The sequence below is a fragment of the Yersinia sp. FDAARGOS_228 genome (genome assembly GCF_002073315.2).
Classification (GTDB): Bacteria; Pseudomonadota; Gammaproteobacteria; order Enterobacterales; family Enterobacteriaceae; genus Yersinia; species Yersinia intermedia.
The window spans coordinates 1,694,014-1,715,391 of the sequence record NZ_CP020409.2; the positions used below are offsets into that span (position 1 = coordinate 1,694,014).

A 21,378-nucleotide genomic window follows, 5' to 3' on the forward strand; every position below is an offset into this window, starting at 1 on the left:
CGTGCACGCCGATCAGTTGAAAACGTATGGTGCTAATGAGCAGGGCGCTCTGCCGGCCGATGAGAATATCGTCTGGCACCCCCATGCGGTAACCCGAGAGGATCGGGAGCAACAGCATGGGCATCAAGGGGTGGTGTTGTGGTTTACCGGTTTATCTGGCTCAGGGAAATCCACCCTTGCCGGTGCATTGGAACAGGCACTGTTTGCTCGTGGTGTTAGCACTTACTTACTGGATGGCGACAATGTGCGCCATGGCTTATGCCGTGATTTGGGTTTCTCTGATACTGACCGGCGCGAGAATATTCGTCGCGTTGGGGAAGTCGCCAAACTGATGGTAGATGCCGGTCTGGTCGTGTTGACGGCGTTTATTTCCCCTCATCGGGCCGAACGGGAAATGGTGCGCGATATGTTGGCATCAGGCCAGTTTATTGAGGTATTTGTGGATACGCCGTTGGCTATTTGTGAGGCCCGCGACCCAAAAGGTTTGTACAAAAAAGCCCGTGCTGGTGAACTGAAAAATTTTACCGGCATTGACTCTATTTATGAAGCACCTGGACACGCTGATATTCATTTGCCGGGTGAACAATTAGTAACAAATTTGATTGAACAATTGTTAGACGTACTGCGTGGTCGAGCTATTATCAAATCCTAAATGTTACCCTTCGTGCTTGAAGCTTACAGGGTTGTTAGTTGCACGCACTCACCTGAATCACTTGACTGTGTAAGCGAATCGGGATGTATTGGCTTGCTACCTGCCTGTTATGCTAATTACATTGGGTATCTATACTTATGGCTACCGGCAAAACGCCCTTAGAGTGTGCCGGTAAACTGTGCCCACAGGATTGCTATGCAGAATATCACCCAAATTACTATCGACGAACAGCGCGAAAGGGAGGAACCGCCATACTCCTTTCTCGGTGGCGTTACAGGTTTTGTTTTCTATTGGTTGGCGTTTGCGATACCTTTTTTTGTTTATGGCCCCAATACCGTCTTCTTCCTGCTGTACACTTGGCCGTTCTTTCTGGCGCTGATGCCAGTTTCAGTGCTGATCGGTATTGTTTTGAGTGTGTTATTGCGCGGTAATCTCTTATTTACCATTGGTGGGAGTGGTATTGCAGTCTTGTGTTTATTCTGGATGCTGTTTTCATTTCTTACCGGATGGTGAGTAAATCGGCGGGCTATTCGTTTCATCCGATAATAGCCCGCTTCAATTTGTAACAGGTTCAATTTGTAACAGGTTCACGCAGCAACAATTTACCCTTGCGCTGAAAGCACCTTACTGAGGAATGCCTGAGTTCGCGGGTTAGTGGGGGCGGTAAAGATTTTTTCCGGTTGCCCCTCTTCTTGTATCACCCCTTGATCAATAAACAGTACCCGGTCGGCGACATCTCTGGCAAAGCCCATTTCATGTGTCACTACTACCATGGTCATCCCTTCCAGTGCCAATGCTTTCATCACCGCCAGCACTTCACCGACTAACTCCGGGTCTAGCGCTGAAGTTGGTTCGTCAAACAACATGATTTTAGGTTCCATTGCCAAGGCTCTGGCAATGGCGACGCGTTGCTGTTGCCCGCCAGACAGGCTGCTGGGATAGGCATCAATCTTATCGAGTAATCCCACCTTACGTAGCAACAATTCGGCCCGTTCTATGGCTTGCGCTCGTGGCAGCTTTTTAACATCGATAGGTGCCATGATCAGGTTTTCCAACACCGTCATATGAGGGAAGAGATTAAAACGCTGGAATACCATACCAACGCTTTCGCGCATACGGTTGAGATCGGTTTTCGGGTTATGGATCTCAAAGCCATTAACGGTTATTTCCCCCCCGGATAACGTTTCTAACGCATTAATACAGCGCAAAAACGTGCTTTTACCTGAACCCGATGGGCCAATGATGCAAACCACTTCTTTTGGCTGAATTTCGCAAGAGATACCGCGCAACACATGGGTTTCACCAAATTGTTTCTGTAGGTTATGTACGTGAATCACTTTTACCGAACCTCTTTTCCATATGCCGCACTAACAGCGAAAGTAAGAATGTGATAACCCAATAAACCAGCGAAATGGTTAGGTATGGCTCCCAATAAGTCGCATAAGCACCGGAGACGGTGCGAGCGGCATAGGCTAAGTCAGCCAGGCCAATCGCGGACGCCAGCGATGAATCTTTTACGATAGCGATGGCATTGTTACCCAGTGGCGGTAACATCCGGCGGAAAGCCTGAGGCAGAATAACCTTACGCATCGTTTTGCCGTAACTCATTCCCAATGAGCGAGAGGCTTCCATCTGGCCGCGATCAATTGACTGAATGCCCGCGCGGAAGATCTCAGAAACATAAGCACCGGCGTTTAGCGTGATAGCCACGACGCAAGATAAAAAAGCACCGTAATCTGAGCGCAGCATTCTGGCAAAATCAGAAGACATAATGCCATTAGTAACCAGAATGCCATCCCGTGGGTTAATAAACAGTGGCACTAGCGCGAAATGCACCACCATTATCTGCACAAATAAGGGTGTGCCACGAATAGCACTGATATAGATGCGCACTGGCCATTGAACGAAATAATACAATACCGGCTTCCAGATACCGTGAGGCGCTTGCGCCAGACGGCCCAGACCGAGGGTTAACCCCCAGGTTGTGCCAAGAATCACACAGATAATGGTGCACTTAATCGTCATCCAGGCACCGTCCATAAACAGTGGGGCGTATTCCTGAATGATTTCCCAACGAAATCCTGACATAGGGTGATCCGGTCAATCAAGCCACCGCGCATTCACGCAACGGTGGCATATATAAGAAAGGGTTATTTTGCTGGTTGGGTTGCCGCTGGCAGTGTTGGTACCTGTGCATCAAACCATTTTTCATAGATTTTGGCGTAAGTGCCGTCAGCAATGATTTTCTGCAAACCACTGTTAATTTTGGTGCGCAATTCTTCATTACCTTTCGCCACCGCAATACCGAAATATTGGCGCTCAAACTTGGTATCGGAAACCAGTTCAAATGCTTTCTCCGGGTGGGTTTTCAGGTAGAACTTGGCAACACCTACATCACCTACGGCGGCAGCGATGCCATCTTCGTAGAGTTCTTGCAGCATCAGTGGCGTGTTATCGAAGCGTTTGATCGCAGTGCTGTTTTTACCCAAAACATCGGATACCACGATGTCGCCGGTGCTTGAGTTCACCACACCAACATTCAGATCTTTCAGTGCCGCAATGGAATTAACTTTAGAGCCTTTAGCCACGACGATAGTTTGTTCTGCTGGGAAGTAAGGATCTGAGAAATCAACCATTTGCTTACGTTTGTCGGTAATCGTAATACCGGAAATGATAATGTCGCGATCACCGGAGCCTAACGTGGCAAAAATTCCTTCCCACGGCGTATTCACCAATTTGACCTGAAAACCTTCAGCTTTGCCGATGGCTTTGATGATATCTATATCAAAACCTTCCAGTTGTTTTTGGCTATTTTCATACTCAAATGGGCGGTAGGTACCACCGGAACCGACAACATAAGTCGGCTCAACTGCCATAGCACTGCCCGCCGACAATACGGCTGCCAGACAAGTCCCGACCAGCATTAAACGTTTAAACATGTGAATCTCCCGGTAAAAAGTAGCAACGAGTGAAAGTGTGATTTTTATTTATGCAGTTTGAGTGCATAAAAATATACTTTTATACATGTAAACTCAACTGTAATAGGGTTTATTTGTTTTTAGCGAGATTAAATATGCAATTCTAACTTGCGGGTTGGCATAAGCTAATGCCAAAAACAGTTTTTGCAGTGTTTATCTCTGCATGATTTGTTGGGGGCGATAAGTAGCAATAACAGCAGGACACTCGTGCGCTCAAAACCAGCAATTAATGACATTTTGTAGATTTGCATGGTATTTTTGCTGGAAGTCGTCCTTAATCTGAGCTTTATGACCTATTTCCGTCACAGAGTGGAGTCCGACGAAAAGTTGTGGGATGATTAGGCAGTTTTTCAGGGGGCGGGAATGGGGAAACTTACACTACTATTGCTGATTTTACTTGGCTGGTTACAGTATTCACTGTGGTTGGGCAAGAATGGTGTTCATGATTTTGTACGGGTTAAGGATGACGTGGCGCTGCAAGAGGCCAATAACGGCAAACTTAAAGCCCGGAATGATCAGCTATTTGCTGAAATTGATGATTTAAATGGTGGTCAAGAGGCTATCGAAGAGCGCGCACGTAACGAACTGGGTATGATCAAGCCCGGCGAAAGTTTCTATCGTCTGGTTCCTGACCAAGCCAGACGTAATGCGGGTATCCCTTCGACGCCAAATAACGCGCAATAATAAATAATGAGTAATTTTGCAGTTTCCCTTCCTGACGTCATTGCGGTATTACCGGCTGCGGGTATTGGCAGCCGTATGCAGACTGACTGCCCTAAACAGTATTTAACTGTGGCTGGCAAGACAATCATTGAACACGCTATTTTTTCTTTGCTTTGTCATCCTCGCGTCCAGCGCATTATCGTGGTGATACATCCGCAGGACACGCAGTTTTCAACGCTACCTATCGCGCAAGATCCGCGTATCACGCTTGTTCATGGTGGTGAGCAACGGGCTGATTCCGTAATGGCTGGTTTACAATGTGCGGGGCTTGCTGAATGGGTACTGGTTCATGATGCAGCTCGCCCTTGTTTGCATCTTGATGATCTTGAAAGGCTGCTGTCGATTATCGGCCATAGCCATGTCGGGGGCATTCTGGCCGCACCGGTACGTGACACCATGAAGCGCAGTGAGGCTGTTGTTCAAATTGGCGCTCATCCGGCCATTGCCCATACTGTAGATCGCCAAGCGCTGTGGCATGCCCTTACACCTCAACTTTTCCCGCTTGAGTTATTAAAAATATGTTTGTCCCGCGCCCTGCGAGAAGGGGCAGTGGTCACTGATGAAGCTTCTGCATTAGAACATTGCGGCTATCATCCGATATTAGTGTCTGGTCGTTCGGATAATATCAAAGTGACACGTCCTGAAGATTTGGCGCTGGCTGAGTTTTATTTAACCCAACGGCAATAGCCCAAATAATGGGTGTTGCAGCCAGTAAATTCCAGCAGGTTTGGCCCGGTCATTGTGATTCTGGTGAGTGAGCGCTGCTAATGCTACTGCAACCTCAAGTAACAAAGGCATTATAAGGAGTGCAATTAATGCGAATTGGTCATGGTTTCGATGTTCATAAATTTGGCGGAGCTGGCCCACTGATTATCGGCGGTGTGCGTATCCCATATGAGATGGGCCTCTTGGCGCATTCCGACGGTGATGTCGCATTACATGCTGCTACCGATGCACTATTGGGCGCGGCTGCGTTAGGTGATATCGGCAAATTGTTCCCTGATACCGATCCGGCATTTAAAGGTGCGGATAGCCGTGCTTTGTTGCGTGAAGCTTATCGCCGTATTCTGGCAAAAGGCTACCGGCTGGGTAATCTGGATATTACCATTATTGCCCAAGCGCCTAAAATGGCACCCCATATCCCGCAAATGCGCGTGCATTTGGCGGAAGACCTACAATGTCATATGGATGATATCAACGTAAAAGCTACCACCACGGAACAACTTGGTTTTACTGGCCGTGGTGAGGGTATTGCATGTGAAGCAGTGGCGCTTTTGGTTAAAGCATAACAGGGTTAAGGCATAACGATGGACATGGAAAATCTAACCTGGCTGCACGGCAAACCTAAAGCGAGTGGCATTTTAAAAGCCAATCCCGAAGATTTTGTGGTGGTCGAGGATTTAGGCTTTGAACCGGATGGTGAAGGCGAGCATTTGCTGATCCGTATTCGCAAAAATGGCTGTAATACGCAATTTGTTGCTGATTATCTGGCGCGTTTTGCCAAGCTTCATCCGCGTTTGGTGAGCTATGCGGGGTTGAAAGATCGCCACGCCGTCACAGAGCAGTGGTTCTGTTTGCACCTACCGGGCAAAGAAGCACCGGATCTCGCTACGTTCGAGCTGGAAGGGTGTGAAGTGCTGGAAGCAGTGCGGCAGAAACGTAAGCTGCGCATTGGGTCACTGAAAGGCAATGCTTTTACCCTGGTATTGCGCCATATCACTGATCGTCAGGATGTAGAACAACGTTTGCAACAGATAGCCGCACAGGGCGTTCCCAACTATTTCGGCAGCCAGCGCTTTGGCCGTGGGGGTAACAATCTGGTGCAGGCTCGCCTGTGGGCGAATAATGAAATTCGGGTTAAAGAGCGCAGTAAACGCAGTTTTTACTTGTCCGCCAGCCGTAGTGCAATGTTCAACCTGATTAGCAGTTTCCGTTTGTCACAACAGCAAGCAACTACGGTGCTGGCAGGTGACGCCTTACAGTTATCCGGTCGCGGCAGTTGGTTTGTGGCCGGCGCTGATGAATTAGCAGCGTTACAGCAGCGCGTTGATGCGGGTGAATTGAATGTGACAGCGCCACTACCGGGCGACGGTGAACTGGGAACGCAGGGCGAAGCATTGGCTTTCGAGCAGTCATGTCTGGTGGATCAAAGCGAATTACTGGCGTTGATTAAGCGTGAGCGTGTTGAAGGTGCCCGCCGGGCGGTACTACTAAAACCACAGAATATGGTGTGGAACTGGTGGGATGACGTAACCCTTGAACTTAGTTTCTGGTTACCCGCAGGCAGTTTTGCCACCAGTGTGGTAAGAGAAATAATGAATCAGGATAATGCCGATGCTGCGGATATTGCTGAGTAACGACGACGGTATTTCTGCGCCAGGGATACAAGCACTTGCCTCTGCATTGCGCGAGTTCGCGCAGGTACAAATCGTTGCCCCAGATCGCAATCGCAGTGGCTCTTCCAATGCACTGACTCTGGATAGTGCATTGCGCATTACCACATTATCCAACGGTGATATCGCCGTGCAGCAAGGCACTCCAACTGATTGTGTCTATCTGGGGGTAAATGCGTTAATGCGCCCGCGGCCCGATATCGTGGTTTCCGGTATCAATGCTGGCCCGAACCTGGGTGATGATGTTATCTATTCAGGTACGGTGGCCGCCGCGATGGAAGGGCGGCATTTAGGGTTTCCTGCTCTGGCCGTATCACTCAATGGTCATCAGCATTATGCTACCGCAGCGGCAGTGACTTGCCGTTTATTGCGTGCTTTACAACAAAAGCCGTTGCGCACCGGTAAGATACTTAATATTAATGTACCTGACTTACCCTTATCTGAAATTAAAGGTATTCGAGTCACACGATGTGGTAGCCGCCATCCGGCAGAGCAGGTATTTTGTCAACAAGACCCTCGGGGGCAAGACCTCTATTGGATTGGGCCACCGGGTGAGAAATTTGATGTGGCATCGGACACTGATTTTGCTGCGATTGAAGAAGGTTATGTTTCTATAACCCCACTTCAAGTTGATTTAACCGCCTATGCGGCGCAAGACGTAGTTGAAAACTGGTTAGCCAATATTACTGGTTAGCAAACACCTAGGGTGATGGGGAATGGTAAATAAACGCATGCAGACATTGTTGATGCTGTTACGTCAGCAAGGTATTCACGACGAGCGCTTGTTACAGGCGATCGAAGCGGTGCCGCGCGAGCGTTTTGTTGATGAGGCGTTGTCCCATAAGGCGTATGAGAATACAGCCCTGCCTATAGGTTCAGGGCAAACTATTTCCCAGCCTTATATGGTGGCGCGGATGACAGAGTTGTTGCAATTGACGCCGACTTCTCGGGTATTAGAAATAGGGACCGGTTCTGGCTATCAGACCGCAATTTTGGCGCATTTAGTCGAACACGTCTGTTCAGTCGAACGAATCAAAGGGCTACAGTGGCAGGCAAAACGTCGCCTGAAGCAACTGGATCTGCATAATGTCTCTACTCGCCATGGTGATGGTTGGCTAGGCTGGGCATCACGCGGGCCATTTGATGCGATCATTGTCACAGCCGCTCCGCCAGAGATTCCAAATGCCCTACTTGAGCAATTGGATGACGGTGGGATATTGGTTCTTCCCGTTGGGGAGCAGGCTCAAACCTTGAAATGTGTGCAACGGCGGAACAATGAATTCCAAATTGAGACGGTAGAGGCAGTGCGCTTTGTGCCTTTAGTTAAAGGTGAATTGGCCTGAATAAATGTCTTTATACCTTCGTACTTCAAACCGCATGTGTGTTGGCTGCGCTTAATTGCCGCCTCCCTGCAACTTGAATTATTTAGGGTATATTTCAGTCTTAATCTTTAACTAAAGTCGAAGTGCAGTTTTTTTGTGCTAAAGATTGGCCGAAAATCAGTAACATAAATTTTATGGTATGGCAGGCGCGGTATTGATAGCATGCGCGCTTCTGTATCTTGTTTCTTCAGTGCGAGTCAGCATGTGTCTTGGCCTGCGCTGTGGAACCTTTTAATACTCAAAAATGAGTGGAATAGTCGTATTCGGCATGGTGTTTTAACTGTCGTTAACTGACCACTTTAACTACAGTGTAAAAGGTATTTTGGATATATCGCTTATTATTGCTGTCATGGGGGAAGCATGAGCACGGGAAGCCCAATGATTACATTACGCCGGGTTGCGGCATGTACGGTTATGAGTTTATGGTTGGTAGGTTGTACTAATGACTCCTCAACATCTGCGCCAATCAGCAGTGTTGGCGGTGAGCGTTCAGGGACCATGCTAAGTGGCTCGGATACGAATAGCTCAGGTAGTCGCATCGTTTATAACCGTAGTTACAACAGTATCCCCAAAGGAAGTTACAACGGTAATACCTATACCGTTAAGCGTGGTGACACGCTGTTTTATATTGCCTGGATAACCGGGAATGACTTCCGTGATCTGGCAGCAAAAAACAATATTGCTGAGCCATACAGTCTGAATGTTGGCCAATCTATTCAGTTAGGCAATGGGTCTGGTGGTGGAATGTTGGCCGCGACCGATGCCACATCAGGCGGAATGACAAAACCGCCAGCAAATATTCAGAACACAACTACAACGGTTGATTCTCAATCAACTAGCGCGTATTCTGGAAACTCGGGTAAACAGAATGTTGGTAAAATGTTACCAGCGTCAGGGGCAGTTGTCGCTACAACCGCACCTGTTACCGCGCCAAGCAGTACCATCAGCGATCCAACCAGTAATGGTGGTCCAGTTAGTAGCTGGAAATGGCCGACTGAGGGTAAAACGATCGATAGCTTCTCTGCTTCCGAAGGGGGCAATAAAGGGATAGATATCGCCGGTTCTCGTGGGCAACCCATCTTCGCTACAGCAAACGGGCGAGTTGTGTATGCTGGGAACGCACTGCGTGGTTACGGTAATCTTATTATCATCAAACACAATGATGATTACCTGAGCGCCTACGCTCACAACGATACAATGCTGGTCCGGGAACAAGAAGAAGTGAAGGCGGGTCAAAAAATAGCAACCATGGGTAGCACCGGAACCAGTTCAGTTAGATTGCATTTTGAAATTCGTTACAAGGGGAAATCCGTAAACCCGCTGCGTTACCTTCCGCAGCGATAGATTGGGCAGAATACGCTGTATTCTGCTCGCCGGATTCACGGGTAGGAGCAGCATATGAGCCAAAATACGCTGAAAGTTAACGAGTTGCATGAAGATGCTGATTTTGATGAAAACAGTACGGAAACTGAAATTTTCGATGAAAAAGCATTAGTAGAAGATGAACCTACTGAAAGCGAGTTAGCAGATGATGAGCTGTTGGCGCAAGGTGTTACCCAGCGAGTGCTGGACGCGACGCAGCTCTATCTTGGTGAGATTGGTTATTCGCCGCTGTTAACCGCAGAAGAAGAGGTTTATTTTGCCCGGCGTGCATTGCGCGGAGATGTGCCTTCACGTCGGCGTATGATTGAAAGTAACTTGCGGTTGGTGGTGAAGATCGCCCGCCGTTACAGTAATCGCGGTTTAGCGCTGCTGGATTTGATTGAAGAGGGTAACCTTGGTCTTATCCGTGCGGTGGAAAAGTTTGACCCTGAACGCGGTTTCCGTTTCTCCACTTATGCCACTTGGTGGATTCGTCAAACGATTGAACGGGCGATAATGAACCAAACCCGGACTATCCGTTTACCTATCCATATTGTTAAAGAATTAAACGTTTATTTGCGTACTGCACGAGAACTCTCTCATAAATTGGATCATGAACCGAGCGCTGAAGAGATTGCCGAGCAACTCGACAAACCGGTTGATGACGTGAGCCGTATGTTACGCCTGAACGAGCGTATCACTTCTGTTGATACACCGTTAGGCGGCGACTCAGAGAAAGCCTTGTTAGATATTCTGTCTGACGAAAATGAAAATGGTCCAGAAGATACAACGCAAGATGACGATATGAAGCAAAGTATCGTTAAATGGCTGTTTGAATTGAATGCTAAACAGCGCGAAGTGCTGGCCCGTCGTTTTGGTCTTTTAGGATATGAAGCAGCAACACTGGAAGATGTTGGCCGTGAAATTGGTTTGACGCGCGAACGTGTCCGCCAGATTCAGGTTGAAGGCTTACGTCGTTTGCGTGAAATTCTGCAAACACAAGGCTTGAGTATCGAGGCGTTGTTCCGCGAATAAATAAATGTACCCGCCTTTCTGCAATACGAATTAGTTAGGGTATAGAGAGTTATTCTTATGAAACACAAAAACGGTGAACAGATGTTCACCGTTTTTTTATGCCTGTTTACACCATACTCTTCAGGCGATAAATCCATTCCAATGCCTGGCGTGGTGACAGTGAGTCTGGATCCAGAGCCTCTAGTGCTTCAACGGCAGGTGGTGTCTCTTCATTTAACAATGTCAGTTGTGAGCCATCAATCTTGCTGGCTGCTGCATTATTAGACAATGACTCCAGCTCTTTCAGTTTTTGCCGTGCCCGCTTAATGACATCACGTGGCACTCCGGCTAGCGCTGCGACCGCCAGACCATAACTTTTACTGGCAGCCCCATCCTGCACACTGTGCATAAAGGCGATGGTTTCGCCGTGTTCCATCGCATCAAGATGGACGTTTACCACACCTTCCATTTTTTCCGGCAGAGTCGTTAACTCAAAGTAATGAGTGGCGAACAGCGTCATCGCTTTAATACGGCTCGCCAGATTTTCAGCACAAGCCCAAGCCAGCGAAAGACCATCATAAGTGGATGTCCCACGACCAATCTCATCCATCAGCACCAGACTTTGCTCCGTGGCGTTATGCAGGATATTGGCCGTTTCTGTCATTTCGACCATGAAGGTGGAACGGCCTGAAGCCAGATCGTCAGCGGCACCTACGCGGGTAAATATGCGATCAACCGGACCAATGATAGCGCTTTCCGCTGGAACATAACTCCCCATGTGCGCCAGCAAGACTATTAAGGCTGTTTGGCGCATATAGGTACTTTTACCCCCCATATTCGGGCCGGTAATGATTAGCATCCGTCGCTGAGGTGATAACGTCAACGGGTTAGAAATAAAGGGTTCACTGAGAACCTGCTCGACGACCGGATGGCGGCCACCGGTAATTTTAATCCCCGGTTTATCACTCAGGGTTGGGCAGTTGTAGTTGAGTGTTTCTGCTCTTTCAGCCAGATTCGCCAGTACATCCAGTTCTGCTAACGCATTGGCACTGATTTGCAATTCAGGCAGATGTGGCAACAGAAGATCAAAAATCTCTTCATATAACCCTTTTTCAATCGCCAGCGCTTTGCCTTTAGAGGTCAGAACCTTATCTTCATACTCTTTCAGTTCTGGAATGATATAACGCTCAGCATTCTTCAGGGTTTGTCTACGCACATAATGAATCGGAACCAAGTGGCTCTGACCACGGCTTACCTGAATGTAATAGCCATGGACACCATTAAAACCGACCTTCAGTGTATCCAGGCCCAGCTTTTCACGCTCACGGATCTCCAGCCGATCCAGATAATCGGTAGCACCATCGGCCAGAGCCCGCCACTCATCGAGTTCAGCATTATAACCCGGCGCAATGACACCCCCATCACGTACTAACACTGGCGGCGCTTCTACAATTGCCCGCACCAACAGATCCTGTAATTCATCAAACTGACCGACTTGTGACAACAAGTTTTGCACGTGGGGAACATCCACCGATTGCAGTAGACGGTGAATCTCCGGCAATTGCTGGAAAGCATGGCGCATCCGCGCTAAATCTCTTGGGCGCGCAGTGCGCAGCGCCAAACGCGCCAAAATACGTTCTAAGTCGCCTACCTGACGCAACGGCGTTTGCAGTTCGGCAGTGATATCTTGCAAGCCACCGATTGCTTGTTGGCGATCGCTTAATACCTTGATATCGCGCACCGGCATATGCAGCCAGCGTTTCAACATGCGGCTGCCCATTGCGGTCACACTGCAATCGAGAATAGCAGCTAACGTATTTTCAGACCCACCAGACAGGTTCTGAGTCAGTTCAAGATTACGACGGGTCGCGGCATCCATCACAATGCCATCTTGCTGGCGCTCCATGGTTAAACCACGGATATGGGGCAGGGAGGTGCGTTGGGTATCTTTGACATATTGCAGTAGGCAGCCCGCGGCACGCAGTGCCTGGTGGGCCTGCTCTACACCAAACCCGATTAAATCACGGGTGCCGAATTGCAGATTAAGCTGCTGACGGGCGGTTTCTAGCTCAAACTCCCATAATGGGCGGCGGCGTAAGCCATGTCGATGTTCTATCAACGACATTTGCTCAAAGTTTTCTGGGTAAAGCAATTCTGCGGGATGAGTTCGTTGCAACTCGGCTGCCATGGTTTCAAGATCAGCGGGTTCCGCAACCCTAAAGCGACCGGAACTGATATCTAACGTTGCATAGCCAAAGCCGCGCGCATCCTGCCAGATGGCCGCCAGCAGATTATCCTGGCGTTCTTGTAACAGAGCTTCATCACTGACCGTTCCTGGTGTCACGATACGCACTACTTTGCGCTCAACCGGGCCTTTACTGGTGGCCGGATCACCGATTTGCTCGCAAATTGCAGCGGACTCACCTAACTGAACCAGCTTCGCCAGATAGTTTTCTATCGAATGATAAGGTACCCCAGCCATCGGAATCGGCTCACCTGCGGAGGCTCCCCGTTTAGTGAGTGAGATATCCAGTAGCTGTGAAGCTCGCTTGGCATCACTGTAGAATAGTTCGTAAAAATCCCCCATCCGGTAGAACAATAGGATTTCAGGATGCTGGGCCTTGAGCCGAAGATACTGCTGCATCATTGGGGTGTGCGTTGATAGGTCCATGCCTGCAGACTCTTTCATATTGATTTTGCTCGTTTTATAAGTCTTTAGTGTGCTCAAGTGGCCTCAACTGAAACCCTGATAAACTCATCTAAATCCAAGAATTTGTATGCCAGAAGTATTCTAGCTACTATCAAGAATACATTCCCGCACCATTAAGAATACATGAGGCAACTATCGTGAAAATGACTTTGAGCCAGTCCATTGTAATCAATAAGTTATCAATTAATGTGAAGCCGGAACTGAGTTCAAAAGGAGAAGTCATTTATGCACCTAACCTAAGTTTGAAACCATATCTTATCACTGATAATCATCGCGATTCACCCGTAGGTTTTGGTGTCAAAGTCAGCGCTACTAAAAAGACTTACATCATCCAGCGTAGAGTGTCATCCCCTGGTAATCGTCCCACTACAGGTGGCAAAGCACCATCCGAGGTTATCAGAGCGACGATAGGTAATGTGTCTGATTTCGTCAGTATTGATCAGGCCCGCGATGCAGCTCGCAATATTGTCCAGAGCATCAAGGCTACTAAAAGAAACCCAAGTGCTATTAAACGCGAGATGGATGCTGCTGAACTAACTATTGGGGAGGTATTCGCTCAATACAGAAACCATCTGCAGGGAAGAGCTAAGCCTGCAAAGCCTAATACGTTAACGGTCCTTAACAAGGCAGAACACCGTCTTTTGGATTGGGCTGGGTTCCGTGTTAAAGAGTTAACGGGGAATGAGATTCTACGGAAATTTGACGAGATTGCGCTTAGAGCGAGAACAGCAGCGGAGCAGACGTTCAGATGGGTTAATGTAGCCGTTAAACACGCGATTGAAATTGAAGCGGGAAACGCCCAGACCCAGCAACGAGCACCTTCATTATCCTATAATCCTTTCAATATTTTAAAAGTTCAAAAAAAATTTCGGACGCGCTCTGAACTAGAAGATAGCTACCGAGCAAAGGGAGTTAGGAATCCACTTTCCGCAAAAGATACTCTGGGCCAATTTCTCAACGCACTATATAACAAGCGTAGTCTGAATAGACTTGGTTGCGATTATTTGCTGCTAACTGTGTTGTTGGGAGCAAGGAAGGAAGAAACAGCTTCGCTTTGCTGGCGTGAAGTTCTCACTGATGAGGAAGCAAAGACGAGCAACTATGTAGATTTGGATAAGGGTATCATTCGTTTCCATGATACAAAAAATAGAAATGACCATGAACTGCCAGTATGTGACGCTGCCCGAAAGATTCTCGAAGAACGGAAAACTATTGTAATTGATACAGAAAAACACCCAGATAAACTCAGATGGGTTTTTCCAGCTCGTTCCCCTAAAAGCAAAAGTGGTCATTACTCAGACAGTAAAAGCTTGAGGGAAAATCTTTGTCAGGATGCCCACATCGCTAAGCTTGGGATGCATGATCTACGGCGAACATTTGGACGTGTGGCTGAGGAAATAACGTCATACGCTGTTGTGAAAAGACTACTTAACCATAGAAATACCACTGATCCCACAGAACGGTATGCACAACCAGACCAAGATCGTATTTATGAAGCACTGCAAAAAATTGAATTGCATATACTTAAATCAGCCCCTAAGTTATATGAGACATTGCTGAAATCAGAAAAACATCATCCAATAATTAACAATTTCAACGATGACTAATGAACATGCTAATCATTTTATTTGGAATGATTAACAAGAGGGATACATAGATCGACCAAATGCATAACTATAGGGAGAAGAGTATGTGGTCTGATGTAGAGTCGAGCATTGATTATTTAAATTTTGGTGAGGTGTCCAGTTTAGCTGTAGATATATTGAATTCGAAAAATATGCTACCTGTGTCTATTGGGATATTTGGTAATTGGGGCGCTGGAAAATCATCGTTGCTGAAAATAATAGAAAAACAAATAAACGAAGAAGGAGGTAAGGATGTTTTAGTAGTAAATTTTGATGCTTGGCTATATCAGGGATATGATGATGCAAGAGCAGCTCTATTAGAAGTTATTGCAACAAAGCTTAACGAGGCAGCCCAAGGTAATCAGAGCTTGGTTGATAGAACATTTAGTTTATTCAATCGTGTAGATAAAGTAAGAGCATTAGGATTAACCCTAGAAGGACTTGCTTTGGCACATGGAATCCCTACAGGGGGAATGCTCTCGCGCGGATTAGGGGCAATTAAAAATATAGTAAGTGGTGGCGTCAATGAAAATACATATCAAGATGCAGTTAATACAGGGAATGAGATAGCAAAAAGTGGATTGATTAAGGACAGAGAAGTATTAACGCCTCCTCAGCAAATAAATCTATTTAGAGAAGAGTATAGCGGTATTTTAAATGATCTAAATAAGAACCTTATAGTGTTTATTGATAATCTAGATCGTTGCTTACCTAATAATGCGATACAAACTTTAGAGGCTATTCGACTTTTTCTATTTCTACCAAATACCGCTTTTGTCATTGCTGCCGATGAAGATATGATAAGAACTTCTGTATCAGAATACTTTAAAGGAACATCTGCAAGACATCATATTGATTATTTAGATAAACTAATACAAGTTCCAATCAGAGTTCCTAGAACTGGGCTTCTTGAAATAAGGTCTTATCTTTTTATGCTTCATGCAGTAAATGAAGGGGTCGAGGAAAATTTGATTGAGGAGTTAAGAGCAGCGTTAGAAAAATCCCTTCAAGAGTCATGGCATGAAGACCCAATGAAGAAGGAAGATGCTCTTAGGATCTTAAAAAGCGATAATAATACCGAATTAGCCAGAGCATATGACCAAGTAGATAGAATTGCACCTATTTTCGCTACATCACCGATAATACATGGCAATCCAAGAATAGTTAAAAGATTGCTCAATATCGTGAAAATGAGATCTAACATTGCAAAAAGAAGAAAAATTTCATTAGACGAAAACGTTATAACGAAACTGGTAATATTTGAAAGATGTGCAGGTGAAGAAGCCGCCAACGCATTATATTCTATGGTGGACTCTAATAAGAATTTCAAAAAAATATTTAGTGAGTTAGAAAGTAAAAACTTAGAGGAATTGCCACTTTCAGTCCCTAATGCATGGAGAAAAGACGAAGCAACAAGTGAATTTATATTGAAATGGTTACAACTAGAACCCAGGCTGAGTGATAAAGATTTAAGAGCTGCTGTATATTTATCTAGAGAAACTATGCCAGCAGGACATTATGTAATAGGTTTGTCACCAAAGGCCAGAGATGCCTTAAATGTATTGATATCTACCAGTAGGAAGAGTTCTCCGGCGGCCGTGCAAGCACTAAAGGATATTTCAAAAGATGAATTCCCTCAAGTTATCGAAGGGTTAATTGAACACCTAAGAAGTATAACAGAATGGAATAAACAACCAGTGGGTTTTGCTGGTGCCGTTTTGGTTGCTGATAATAATATAGAAGCTGCAAATAGTCTTAAAAGATTTATAGGTGGTCTAAGTGAGCAACCTCCCTGGATGAAGGTACTCGTTAAAGATAAAAATTGGTATAAATAAGGAAGCATAATGGGAACATCACAGTCTAGTAAAGGACCTAAAAATGGAAATGCCCTTGTTCCACCTTGGGCAGATCAGGCAAAAAATGGGGAAAACAAAAACTTAAGTGGATTTAGAACACTATTTGGCAGGTTTGCTCGTAGCAGAGATAGAGATTCTCTCAAAGGTGCGCTTGGCCGTTACTCCCGACAAGTAACAGGTGGTGGTAGTTCTGCTAATGAGCGACTGGGTAATATTGTAGGTGCTGGTGGTGGATTATTTGAATTACTAAATGATGGGGTTGTAAACGATTCAAGCAATAATCCTATTATTGACTTAAATAGCCTCAATGGACTCTCATGTGAAGACGCAATTGCAAGAATATCACAGGCCCTCTCAGAAGGGAGCGAGGATGCTGATAAAATACAAACATCAATGAATGATGCATTAGTCGAAGCTTTAAATGGGAAGGCCACATTTAACCCACAAGACATTACAGACGATGTTCTTATTGAAACCATGATTTGTTATTTAACTGATAGTATTTTCATTCAAGTTACAATGGACGCAGGGAAAGCTTGGAACAATGCACAGTCAGCGAAAGAATTGCAGAATGCAGAAAATGATTTGCATGAGTATATAAGTGCAGTAGTTGATAACTATATGGAGCCTAAAATAAGTAAAAACATTAGGTCTTTTTCAAAACAAGATATTATTGATATTCAAAAAAATGTAATTACCGAAGTATGGGATGAATGGAAGGGTTATAGCGAATGAATATTTATATAGACCATGATTATAGTCGTTTGCCAGCATCGAATGATTCTACTATTTCAGTTCAAATTTATTCGCGAGATGGAGTCATTGCCAAAAATGGAATAAAACCTCGAAATGATATTGCAACAATAGGAAAGCCTGTATATGACGCAATTAAAAGATTAGGAGTTCAAATATCAGACGAGGTAATGGATTTTCTTACAATATCAATGGCTGTGACAGCCGCAGACACCTTTATAGTTCGTGATGATTGCTTTGATGGTTGGACACGGGATATAAACGTATCTGTTAGGGTCATCAATCCAACTGTCTGGATAAAGAATAAAACATATCTTGAAAAAGCATTACAGTTTTTAAGTGGAGATGTCTGGAGTTTTGATTTTAAAAAAGATGGAATGAAACCTCCTGTTCCATTTAAACCAGTCAATGGACGTAGATTAATAAATTTAGATGGATTAGATTGTATTTCTCTGTTTTCTGGTGGATTAGACAGTGCAATTGGCGTTATTGATATTTTAACAACAGGTGAGAAACCGTTATTAATAAGTCATTCGTACAAAGGAGATAAGGCAAAACAGGAACAAATATCAAAAGGAATCAAAGGTAAGGGCACTTTTTCAAGGCTTTGCACCAGTGCAAATCCTATAGGAAGGGGAATGCAAAGAGATATTACGATGAGAACACGTAGCTTAAATTTCTTAGCATTTGCTGCTGTTGGTGCAGATGCTGTGATGAAAGCTAATAATAAAAATAATATATCGATATATGTTCCTGAAAATGGTTTTATTTCTTTGAATGCACCATTAACAAATCGAAGAATTGGCTCTCTTAGCACAAGAACTACTCATCCATATTTTATCGAAATGATACAGGGTATTTTTGATAACGTTGGTTTTAAGATGAAGTTTACTAACCCGTACCAATTTAAAACAAAAGGACAAATGGTTAGTGAATGCAAAGATAAGAATACACTTGCTGATATCGTTGATTCTACAGTTTCGTGCAGTCATTGGAAAAGAAAGCATCAGCAATGTGGCTACTGTGTGCCTTGTATGATTAGGCGAGCCTCCCTATTAAGAGGGGGAGTAAAAGAATCAATAACATATCATCAAGCTTCATATGCTAATTTACTTAATTTTGTTAAAAATAAACAAGATGGAAGAGATGATATCTTTTCAGTGATAATGGCTATTGAAAATGCTAAAAAAAGAAATTTGAAGGCGTGGGTATTGAAATCTGGAAAGCTTAAAGAGCAGGATATTGGCAAGTATGAAGATGTATTCATTGAAGGATTACAAGAAGTAGAAACTTTCTTGAAAAAGGAAAGATTAGTTTGAAGTTTGATATGCATTGTCATTTGGATCTATACAAAGATCCAAAGGATATTATTTATGAATGTGATAGGAAAGGACTATATGTCCTTTCTGTCACGACTACACCGAAAGCGTATATTGGTAGCAATAGGCTTGTTTCTGGTTGTAAAAGAATAAAAACTGCTTTAGGACTTCATCCTGAGTTGGCACACTTGCGGCACGAGGAGTTAGCTATCTTTGATATTTTGCTACCCCAAGTAAAGTATGTTGGCGAAATAGGACTTGATGGTGGACAAGATTATAAAAAACATGCTGAGATCCAACTGAAAGTTTTTAGACATATTTTAAGAGAGATTCATCATCGGGGCGGGAAGATTATGTCAATACATTCACGAGGTAGTGCAGATAAAGTTGTGAATGAATTGAAAGGCATTGATGGAGTTCCAATATTTCATTGGTTTACTGGCACAAAAACGGAGCTGGATAAAGCCATAGATATTGGGGCCTGGTTCTCAGTTGGTCCTGCAATGTTAAACTCAAAAAAAGGAAAAGAGATAATAGGATTAATACCAAAAGATAGATTGTTAACAGAGACAGATGCACCTTTCGCAAAATTCAGTGGGAAAAATTTATTCCCTTGGGATGTTGATAAAGCCATTAGAGGTATATCCGAAATATGGGGGTGTGATTCAGACACTGTTGAATATAAATTAGAAGAAAATTTTAGGCGAATTCTTTCTATCGGTGAACGATGATTTATCTAAGAAGAGTTGATGGTTAGTTGTAGATACACTCTTTTTTGTCGGGAGAAATATGAAGATCATTGAAACACTGAGAGAAATGTCAGAGATATGGCGCTTGTTTGGTGATATGCCCGAAGATGCAACGCTCAACGTGGAGTTAGCATCACTTTATCCCGGCATCAGCGTAAAATCATTAGCCAAGTATAGACAAAATGGCGGTGGACCACAATATATTCAATAGCAGTCTGAGGACAGTAAAGCGAGAAATCAGCGTATTAATTTTCTCTTAAGAGATCTTCGTTCTTGGCGAGATAACCACAAAGTAAGCAATACAATGCACCCAGCTCATATTAGAGGTTTAACTTTCACCTCATTGAGTGATTTCACAGAACATCAACCCTTCTGGCAAATGATTACTAATGGTGGTGCTAAAAATCATATCTCATGCATTAACTACTCCTGATGATATCTTCAGACAGCTACTGAAAGAACCTAATAAAAAAGTAATTTGGACCTCCATAGAAGAAGCTCTCTTTATGGATTGGATTAATGTCGATGAAAGAAAGAAATGGAATAACTTGTTTAATTAGGTTTTAAATTACATAATTAAAAGCTCAAATGCTGCATTGGAAAAGCAAACTATCGAAACAGCTCTTAACTCAAAAGGAATGTAGAAGAAATGAAAACAGGCTCATACAAAAGTAAGTCAAAAGAATACTATATCGATAAGAGGCTTAAGAAAAAGAGTAATCTAAAAGATAAGGATGAATATGAATATTTCCTTGTTAATAAAAATGATCCAACAGACGAAATTGGACCATTTGAAACACTGCAAAAAGCAGAAGATGAATTAGTTAAACTAAACCCTCGCTATCGCCCTGAGTAGTTAAAGAAACTCGGATATAACTTTTATATTGGTCTTTTAAATTTTCTAATGGGAGATCTATATCACATAGCCTCCCATTGTTTTCACCTGGAGACAACAGACGGCGAATGTTGCCCGATTTTCTGTAATGGCTATCGGGTTCATTTATAATATCATTTTCTTTTGGGTATTCGTTATTAAAAGAAAGTATTACATAGTTATCTTTTTCAACAAAATTAACAATCGTATTTTCTTGAATTAAGGATACTATAGGTATCTTTATTTTTCTCCTGTAAATGTTATTATTTGCGTCTCTGAATAAAAATTCTCTATATTCACGAAATAACTCATCATCGTAATTATTCTTGGATTGGGAAAAATCTGTTTCATCAATATCATCATTTTCACTAAAAAACTGTATTTTTATTTTATTCATATAGCACCTCTATAAACATATGGTAATTACTAATATCTATCGTGAAATAAATCTAAAGTCAACGTTAAAGATTAATTTAATGTTTCATGGGGATTTTATAATTAATGAAATTAATACTCTATGATTAGATGTATGCGGAAAAACACAACCAATTAATTATGGCCGTGTCGGTTAAGCTAAAATTGAGGACAGGTATGATATCGTTACTGGCACCGAAACTCGCTCAGATAAGTGAAAATGGGTATTTCCAGCCCGCTCACCAAGAAGCAAAGATGGTCATTACTCCGACTCCAAAAGTTTGAGGGAAAATTTGTGCCAAGAAGCAGGTATTATCAAACTTGGAATGCATGACCTACGGCGAACGTTTGGGCGTGTTGCAGAAGAGCTTACATCATATGCTGTGGTTAAAAGATTGCTTAATCATAGGAACACCACTGATCCTACAGAGCGTTATGCAACACCTGACCAGGATCGCATTTTTGAGGCTCTTCAACGTATTAAATTGCATATGCTGTTGACTGCACCTAAGTTATACAATGCACTATTGGCTTCTTCCAAATACCCACAGTTGTCAGAACACAAGGAGTAAGG

Annotated in this window: 21 protein-coding genes and 2 pseudogenes; 18 read left to right on the forward strand and 5 right to left on the reverse strand. The window is 44.1% G+C overall.

Translation table 11 applies throughout. The annotated features are described in order from the left end of the window. Nucleotide 1: 1 nt before the first annotated feature. Complete coding sequence (cysC, locus tag A6J67_RS07695; RefSeq protein ID WP_005181631.1) at nucleotides 2–652, forward strand: adenylyl-sulfate kinase; 651 nt, start codon at nucleotides 2–4, stop codon at nucleotides 650–652. Between the two features lie 195 nt (nucleotides 653–847). Further along, nucleotides 848–1,165, forward strand: coding sequence for a DUF3561 family protein (locus tag A6J67_RS07700; RefSeq protein WP_005181632.1), 318 nt, complete (start codon nucleotides 848–850; stop codon nucleotides 1,163–1,165). Between the two features lie 89 nt (nucleotides 1,166–1,254). On the opposite strand, the gene A6J67_RS07705 is transcribed toward A6J67_RS07700, so the two are convergent. The 3 genes from A6J67_RS07705 to A6J67_RS07715 form a co-directional block, all read right to left on the reverse strand. Then, complete coding sequence (locus A6J67_RS07705; protein WP_042568534.1) at nucleotides 1,255–1,989, reverse strand: amino acid ABC transporter ATP-binding protein; 735 nt, start codon at nucleotides 1,987–1,989, stop codon at nucleotides 1,255–1,257. Further along, a complete protein-coding gene (locus A6J67_RS07710; RefSeq protein WP_005181636.1) occupies nucleotides 1,973–2,740 on the reverse strand; it encodes an amino acid ABC transporter permease in 768 nt (255 codons plus the stop codon). The genes A6J67_RS07705 and A6J67_RS07710 overlap by 17 nt, the downstream gene beginning before the upstream one ends. Nucleotides 2,741–2,802: 62 nt before the next feature. Continuing rightward, complete coding sequence (locus A6J67_RS07715; protein WP_005181638.1) at nucleotides 2,803–3,591, reverse strand: basic amino acid ABC transporter substrate-binding protein; 789 nt, start codon at nucleotides 3,589–3,591, stop codon at nucleotides 2,803–2,805. Nucleotides 3,592–3,993: 402 nt separating this feature from the next. Between A6J67_RS07715 and ftsB the strand changes: the two genes are divergently transcribed. From ftsB to rpoS, 8 genes are all read left to right on the forward strand, one after another. Beyond that, nucleotides 3,994–4,314, forward strand: a complete 321-nt coding sequence (gene ftsB, locus A6J67_RS07720; RefSeq protein WP_005181642.1) for a cell division protein FtsB — start codon at nucleotides 3,994–3,996, stop codon at nucleotides 4,312–4,314. 6 nt (nucleotides 4,315–4,320) lie between these two features. Then, nucleotides 4,321–5,040, forward strand: coding sequence for a 2-C-methyl-D-erythritol 4-phosphate cytidylyltransferase (ispD, locus tag A6J67_RS07725; protein ID WP_005181645.1), 720 nt, complete (start codon nucleotides 4,321–4,323; stop codon nucleotides 5,038–5,040). Between the two features lie 128 nt (nucleotides 5,041–5,168). After that, a complete protein-coding gene (gene ispF / locus A6J67_RS07730; RefSeq protein WP_032905486.1) occupies nucleotides 5,169–5,642 on the forward strand; it encodes a 2-C-methyl-D-erythritol 2,4-cyclodiphosphate synthase in 474 nt (157 codons plus the stop codon). 18 nt (nucleotides 5,643–5,660) lie between these two features. Continuing rightward, nucleotides 5,661–6,710 carry a tRNA pseudouridine(13) synthase TruD gene (gene truD / locus A6J67_RS07735; protein WP_050296844.1) on the forward strand — a complete coding sequence of 350 codons (1,050 nt, stop codon included), beginning with the start codon at nucleotides 5,661–5,663 and terminating at the stop codon, nucleotides 6,708–6,710. After that, a complete protein-coding gene (gene surE / locus A6J67_RS07740) occupies nucleotides 6,688–7,440 on the forward strand; it encodes a 5'/3'-nucleotidase SurE (RefSeq protein WP_072088679.1) in 753 nt (250 codons plus the stop codon). Before truD ends, surE begins: the two co-directional genes overlap by 23 nt. A gap of 22 nt (nucleotides 7,441–7,462) precedes the next feature. Further along, nucleotides 7,463–8,089, forward strand: a complete 627-nt coding sequence (locus tag A6J67_RS07745; RefSeq protein WP_042568533.1) for a protein-L-isoaspartate(D-aspartate) O-methyltransferase — start codon at nucleotides 7,463–7,465, stop codon at nucleotides 8,087–8,089. A gap of 417 nt (nucleotides 8,090–8,506) precedes the next feature. After that, a complete protein-coding gene (gene nlpD, locus A6J67_RS07750) occupies nucleotides 8,507–9,472 on the forward strand; it encodes a murein hydrolase activator NlpD (protein WP_005181658.1) in 966 nt (321 codons plus the stop codon). 54 nt (nucleotides 9,473–9,526) lie between these two features. Then, entirely contained in the window at nucleotides 9,527–10,525 is a 999-nt protein-coding gene (gene rpoS / locus A6J67_RS07755; RefSeq protein ID WP_005181660.1) for an RNA polymerase sigma factor RpoS, read from the forward strand. 106 nt (nucleotides 10,526–10,631) lie between these two features. On the opposite strand, the gene mutS is transcribed toward rpoS, so the two are convergent. Next, on the reverse strand, nucleotides 10,632–13,175 hold the full coding sequence (mutS, locus tag A6J67_RS07760; RefSeq protein WP_404810489.1) for a DNA mismatch repair protein MutS: 2,544 nt from the start codon (nucleotides 13,173–13,175) through the stop codon (nucleotides 10,632–10,634). A gap of 176 nt (nucleotides 13,176–13,351) precedes the next feature. On the opposite strand from mutS, the gene A6J67_RS07765 reads away from it, so the two are divergent. From A6J67_RS07765 to A6J67_RS23260, 7 genes and pseudogenes are all read left to right on the forward strand, one after another. After that, nucleotides 13,352–14,821: a site-specific integrase gene (locus tag A6J67_RS07765; protein ID WP_080608116.1), complete on the forward strand. Its 1,470-nt coding sequence runs from the start codon at nucleotides 13,352–13,354 to the stop codon at nucleotides 14,819–14,821. Between the two features lie 83 nt (nucleotides 14,822–14,904). Next, on the forward strand, nucleotides 14,905–16,674 hold the full coding sequence (locus A6J67_RS07770) for a P-loop NTPase fold protein (protein ID WP_080608117.1): 1,770 nt from the start codon (nucleotides 14,905–14,907) through the stop codon (nucleotides 16,672–16,674). Nucleotides 16,675–16,683: 9 nt separating this feature from the next. Continuing rightward, nucleotides 16,684–17,430: a hypothetical protein gene (locus tag A6J67_RS07775; protein WP_080608118.1), complete on the forward strand. Its 747-nt coding sequence runs from the start codon at nucleotides 16,684–16,686 to the stop codon at nucleotides 17,428–17,430. Beyond that, entirely contained in the window at nucleotides 17,427–18,767 is a 1,341-nt protein-coding gene (gene qatC, locus A6J67_RS07780; protein ID WP_080608119.1) for a Qat anti-phage system QueC-like protein QatC, read from the forward strand. The genes A6J67_RS07775 and qatC overlap by 4 nt, the downstream gene beginning before the upstream one ends. Continuing rightward, nucleotides 18,764–19,498, forward strand: coding sequence for a Qat anti-phage system TatD family nuclease QatD (gene qatD, locus A6J67_RS07785; protein ID WP_105165822.1), 735 nt, complete (start codon nucleotides 18,764–18,766; stop codon nucleotides 19,496–19,498). Before qatC ends, qatD begins: the two co-directional genes overlap by 4 nt. 58 nt (nucleotides 19,499–19,556) lie before the next feature. After that, nucleotides 19,557–20,160: pseudogene (locus A6J67_RS23650) on the forward strand (hypothetical protein). Between the two features lie 5 nt (nucleotides 20,161–20,165). Further along, nucleotides 20,166–20,372, forward strand: a complete 207-nt coding sequence (locus tag A6J67_RS23260) for a hypothetical protein (RefSeq protein WP_125461916.1) — start codon at nucleotides 20,166–20,168, stop codon at nucleotides 20,370–20,372. Here A6J67_RS23260 and A6J67_RS07790 read toward each other — a convergent pair. Beyond that, nucleotides 20,341–20,787, reverse strand: coding sequence for a hypothetical protein (locus A6J67_RS07790; protein ID WP_080608120.1), 447 nt, complete (start codon nucleotides 20,785–20,787; stop codon nucleotides 20,341–20,343). The two genes, A6J67_RS23260 and A6J67_RS07790, sit on opposite strands and share 32 nt — an antisense overlap. A gap of 181 nt (nucleotides 20,788–20,968) precedes the next feature. Here A6J67_RS07790 and A6J67_RS23655 point away from each other — a divergent pair. Beyond that, nucleotides 20,969–21,376, forward strand: a pseudogene (locus A6J67_RS23655) (integrase); the annotation flags it as partial. Nucleotides 21,377–21,378: the final 2 nt, after the last annotated feature.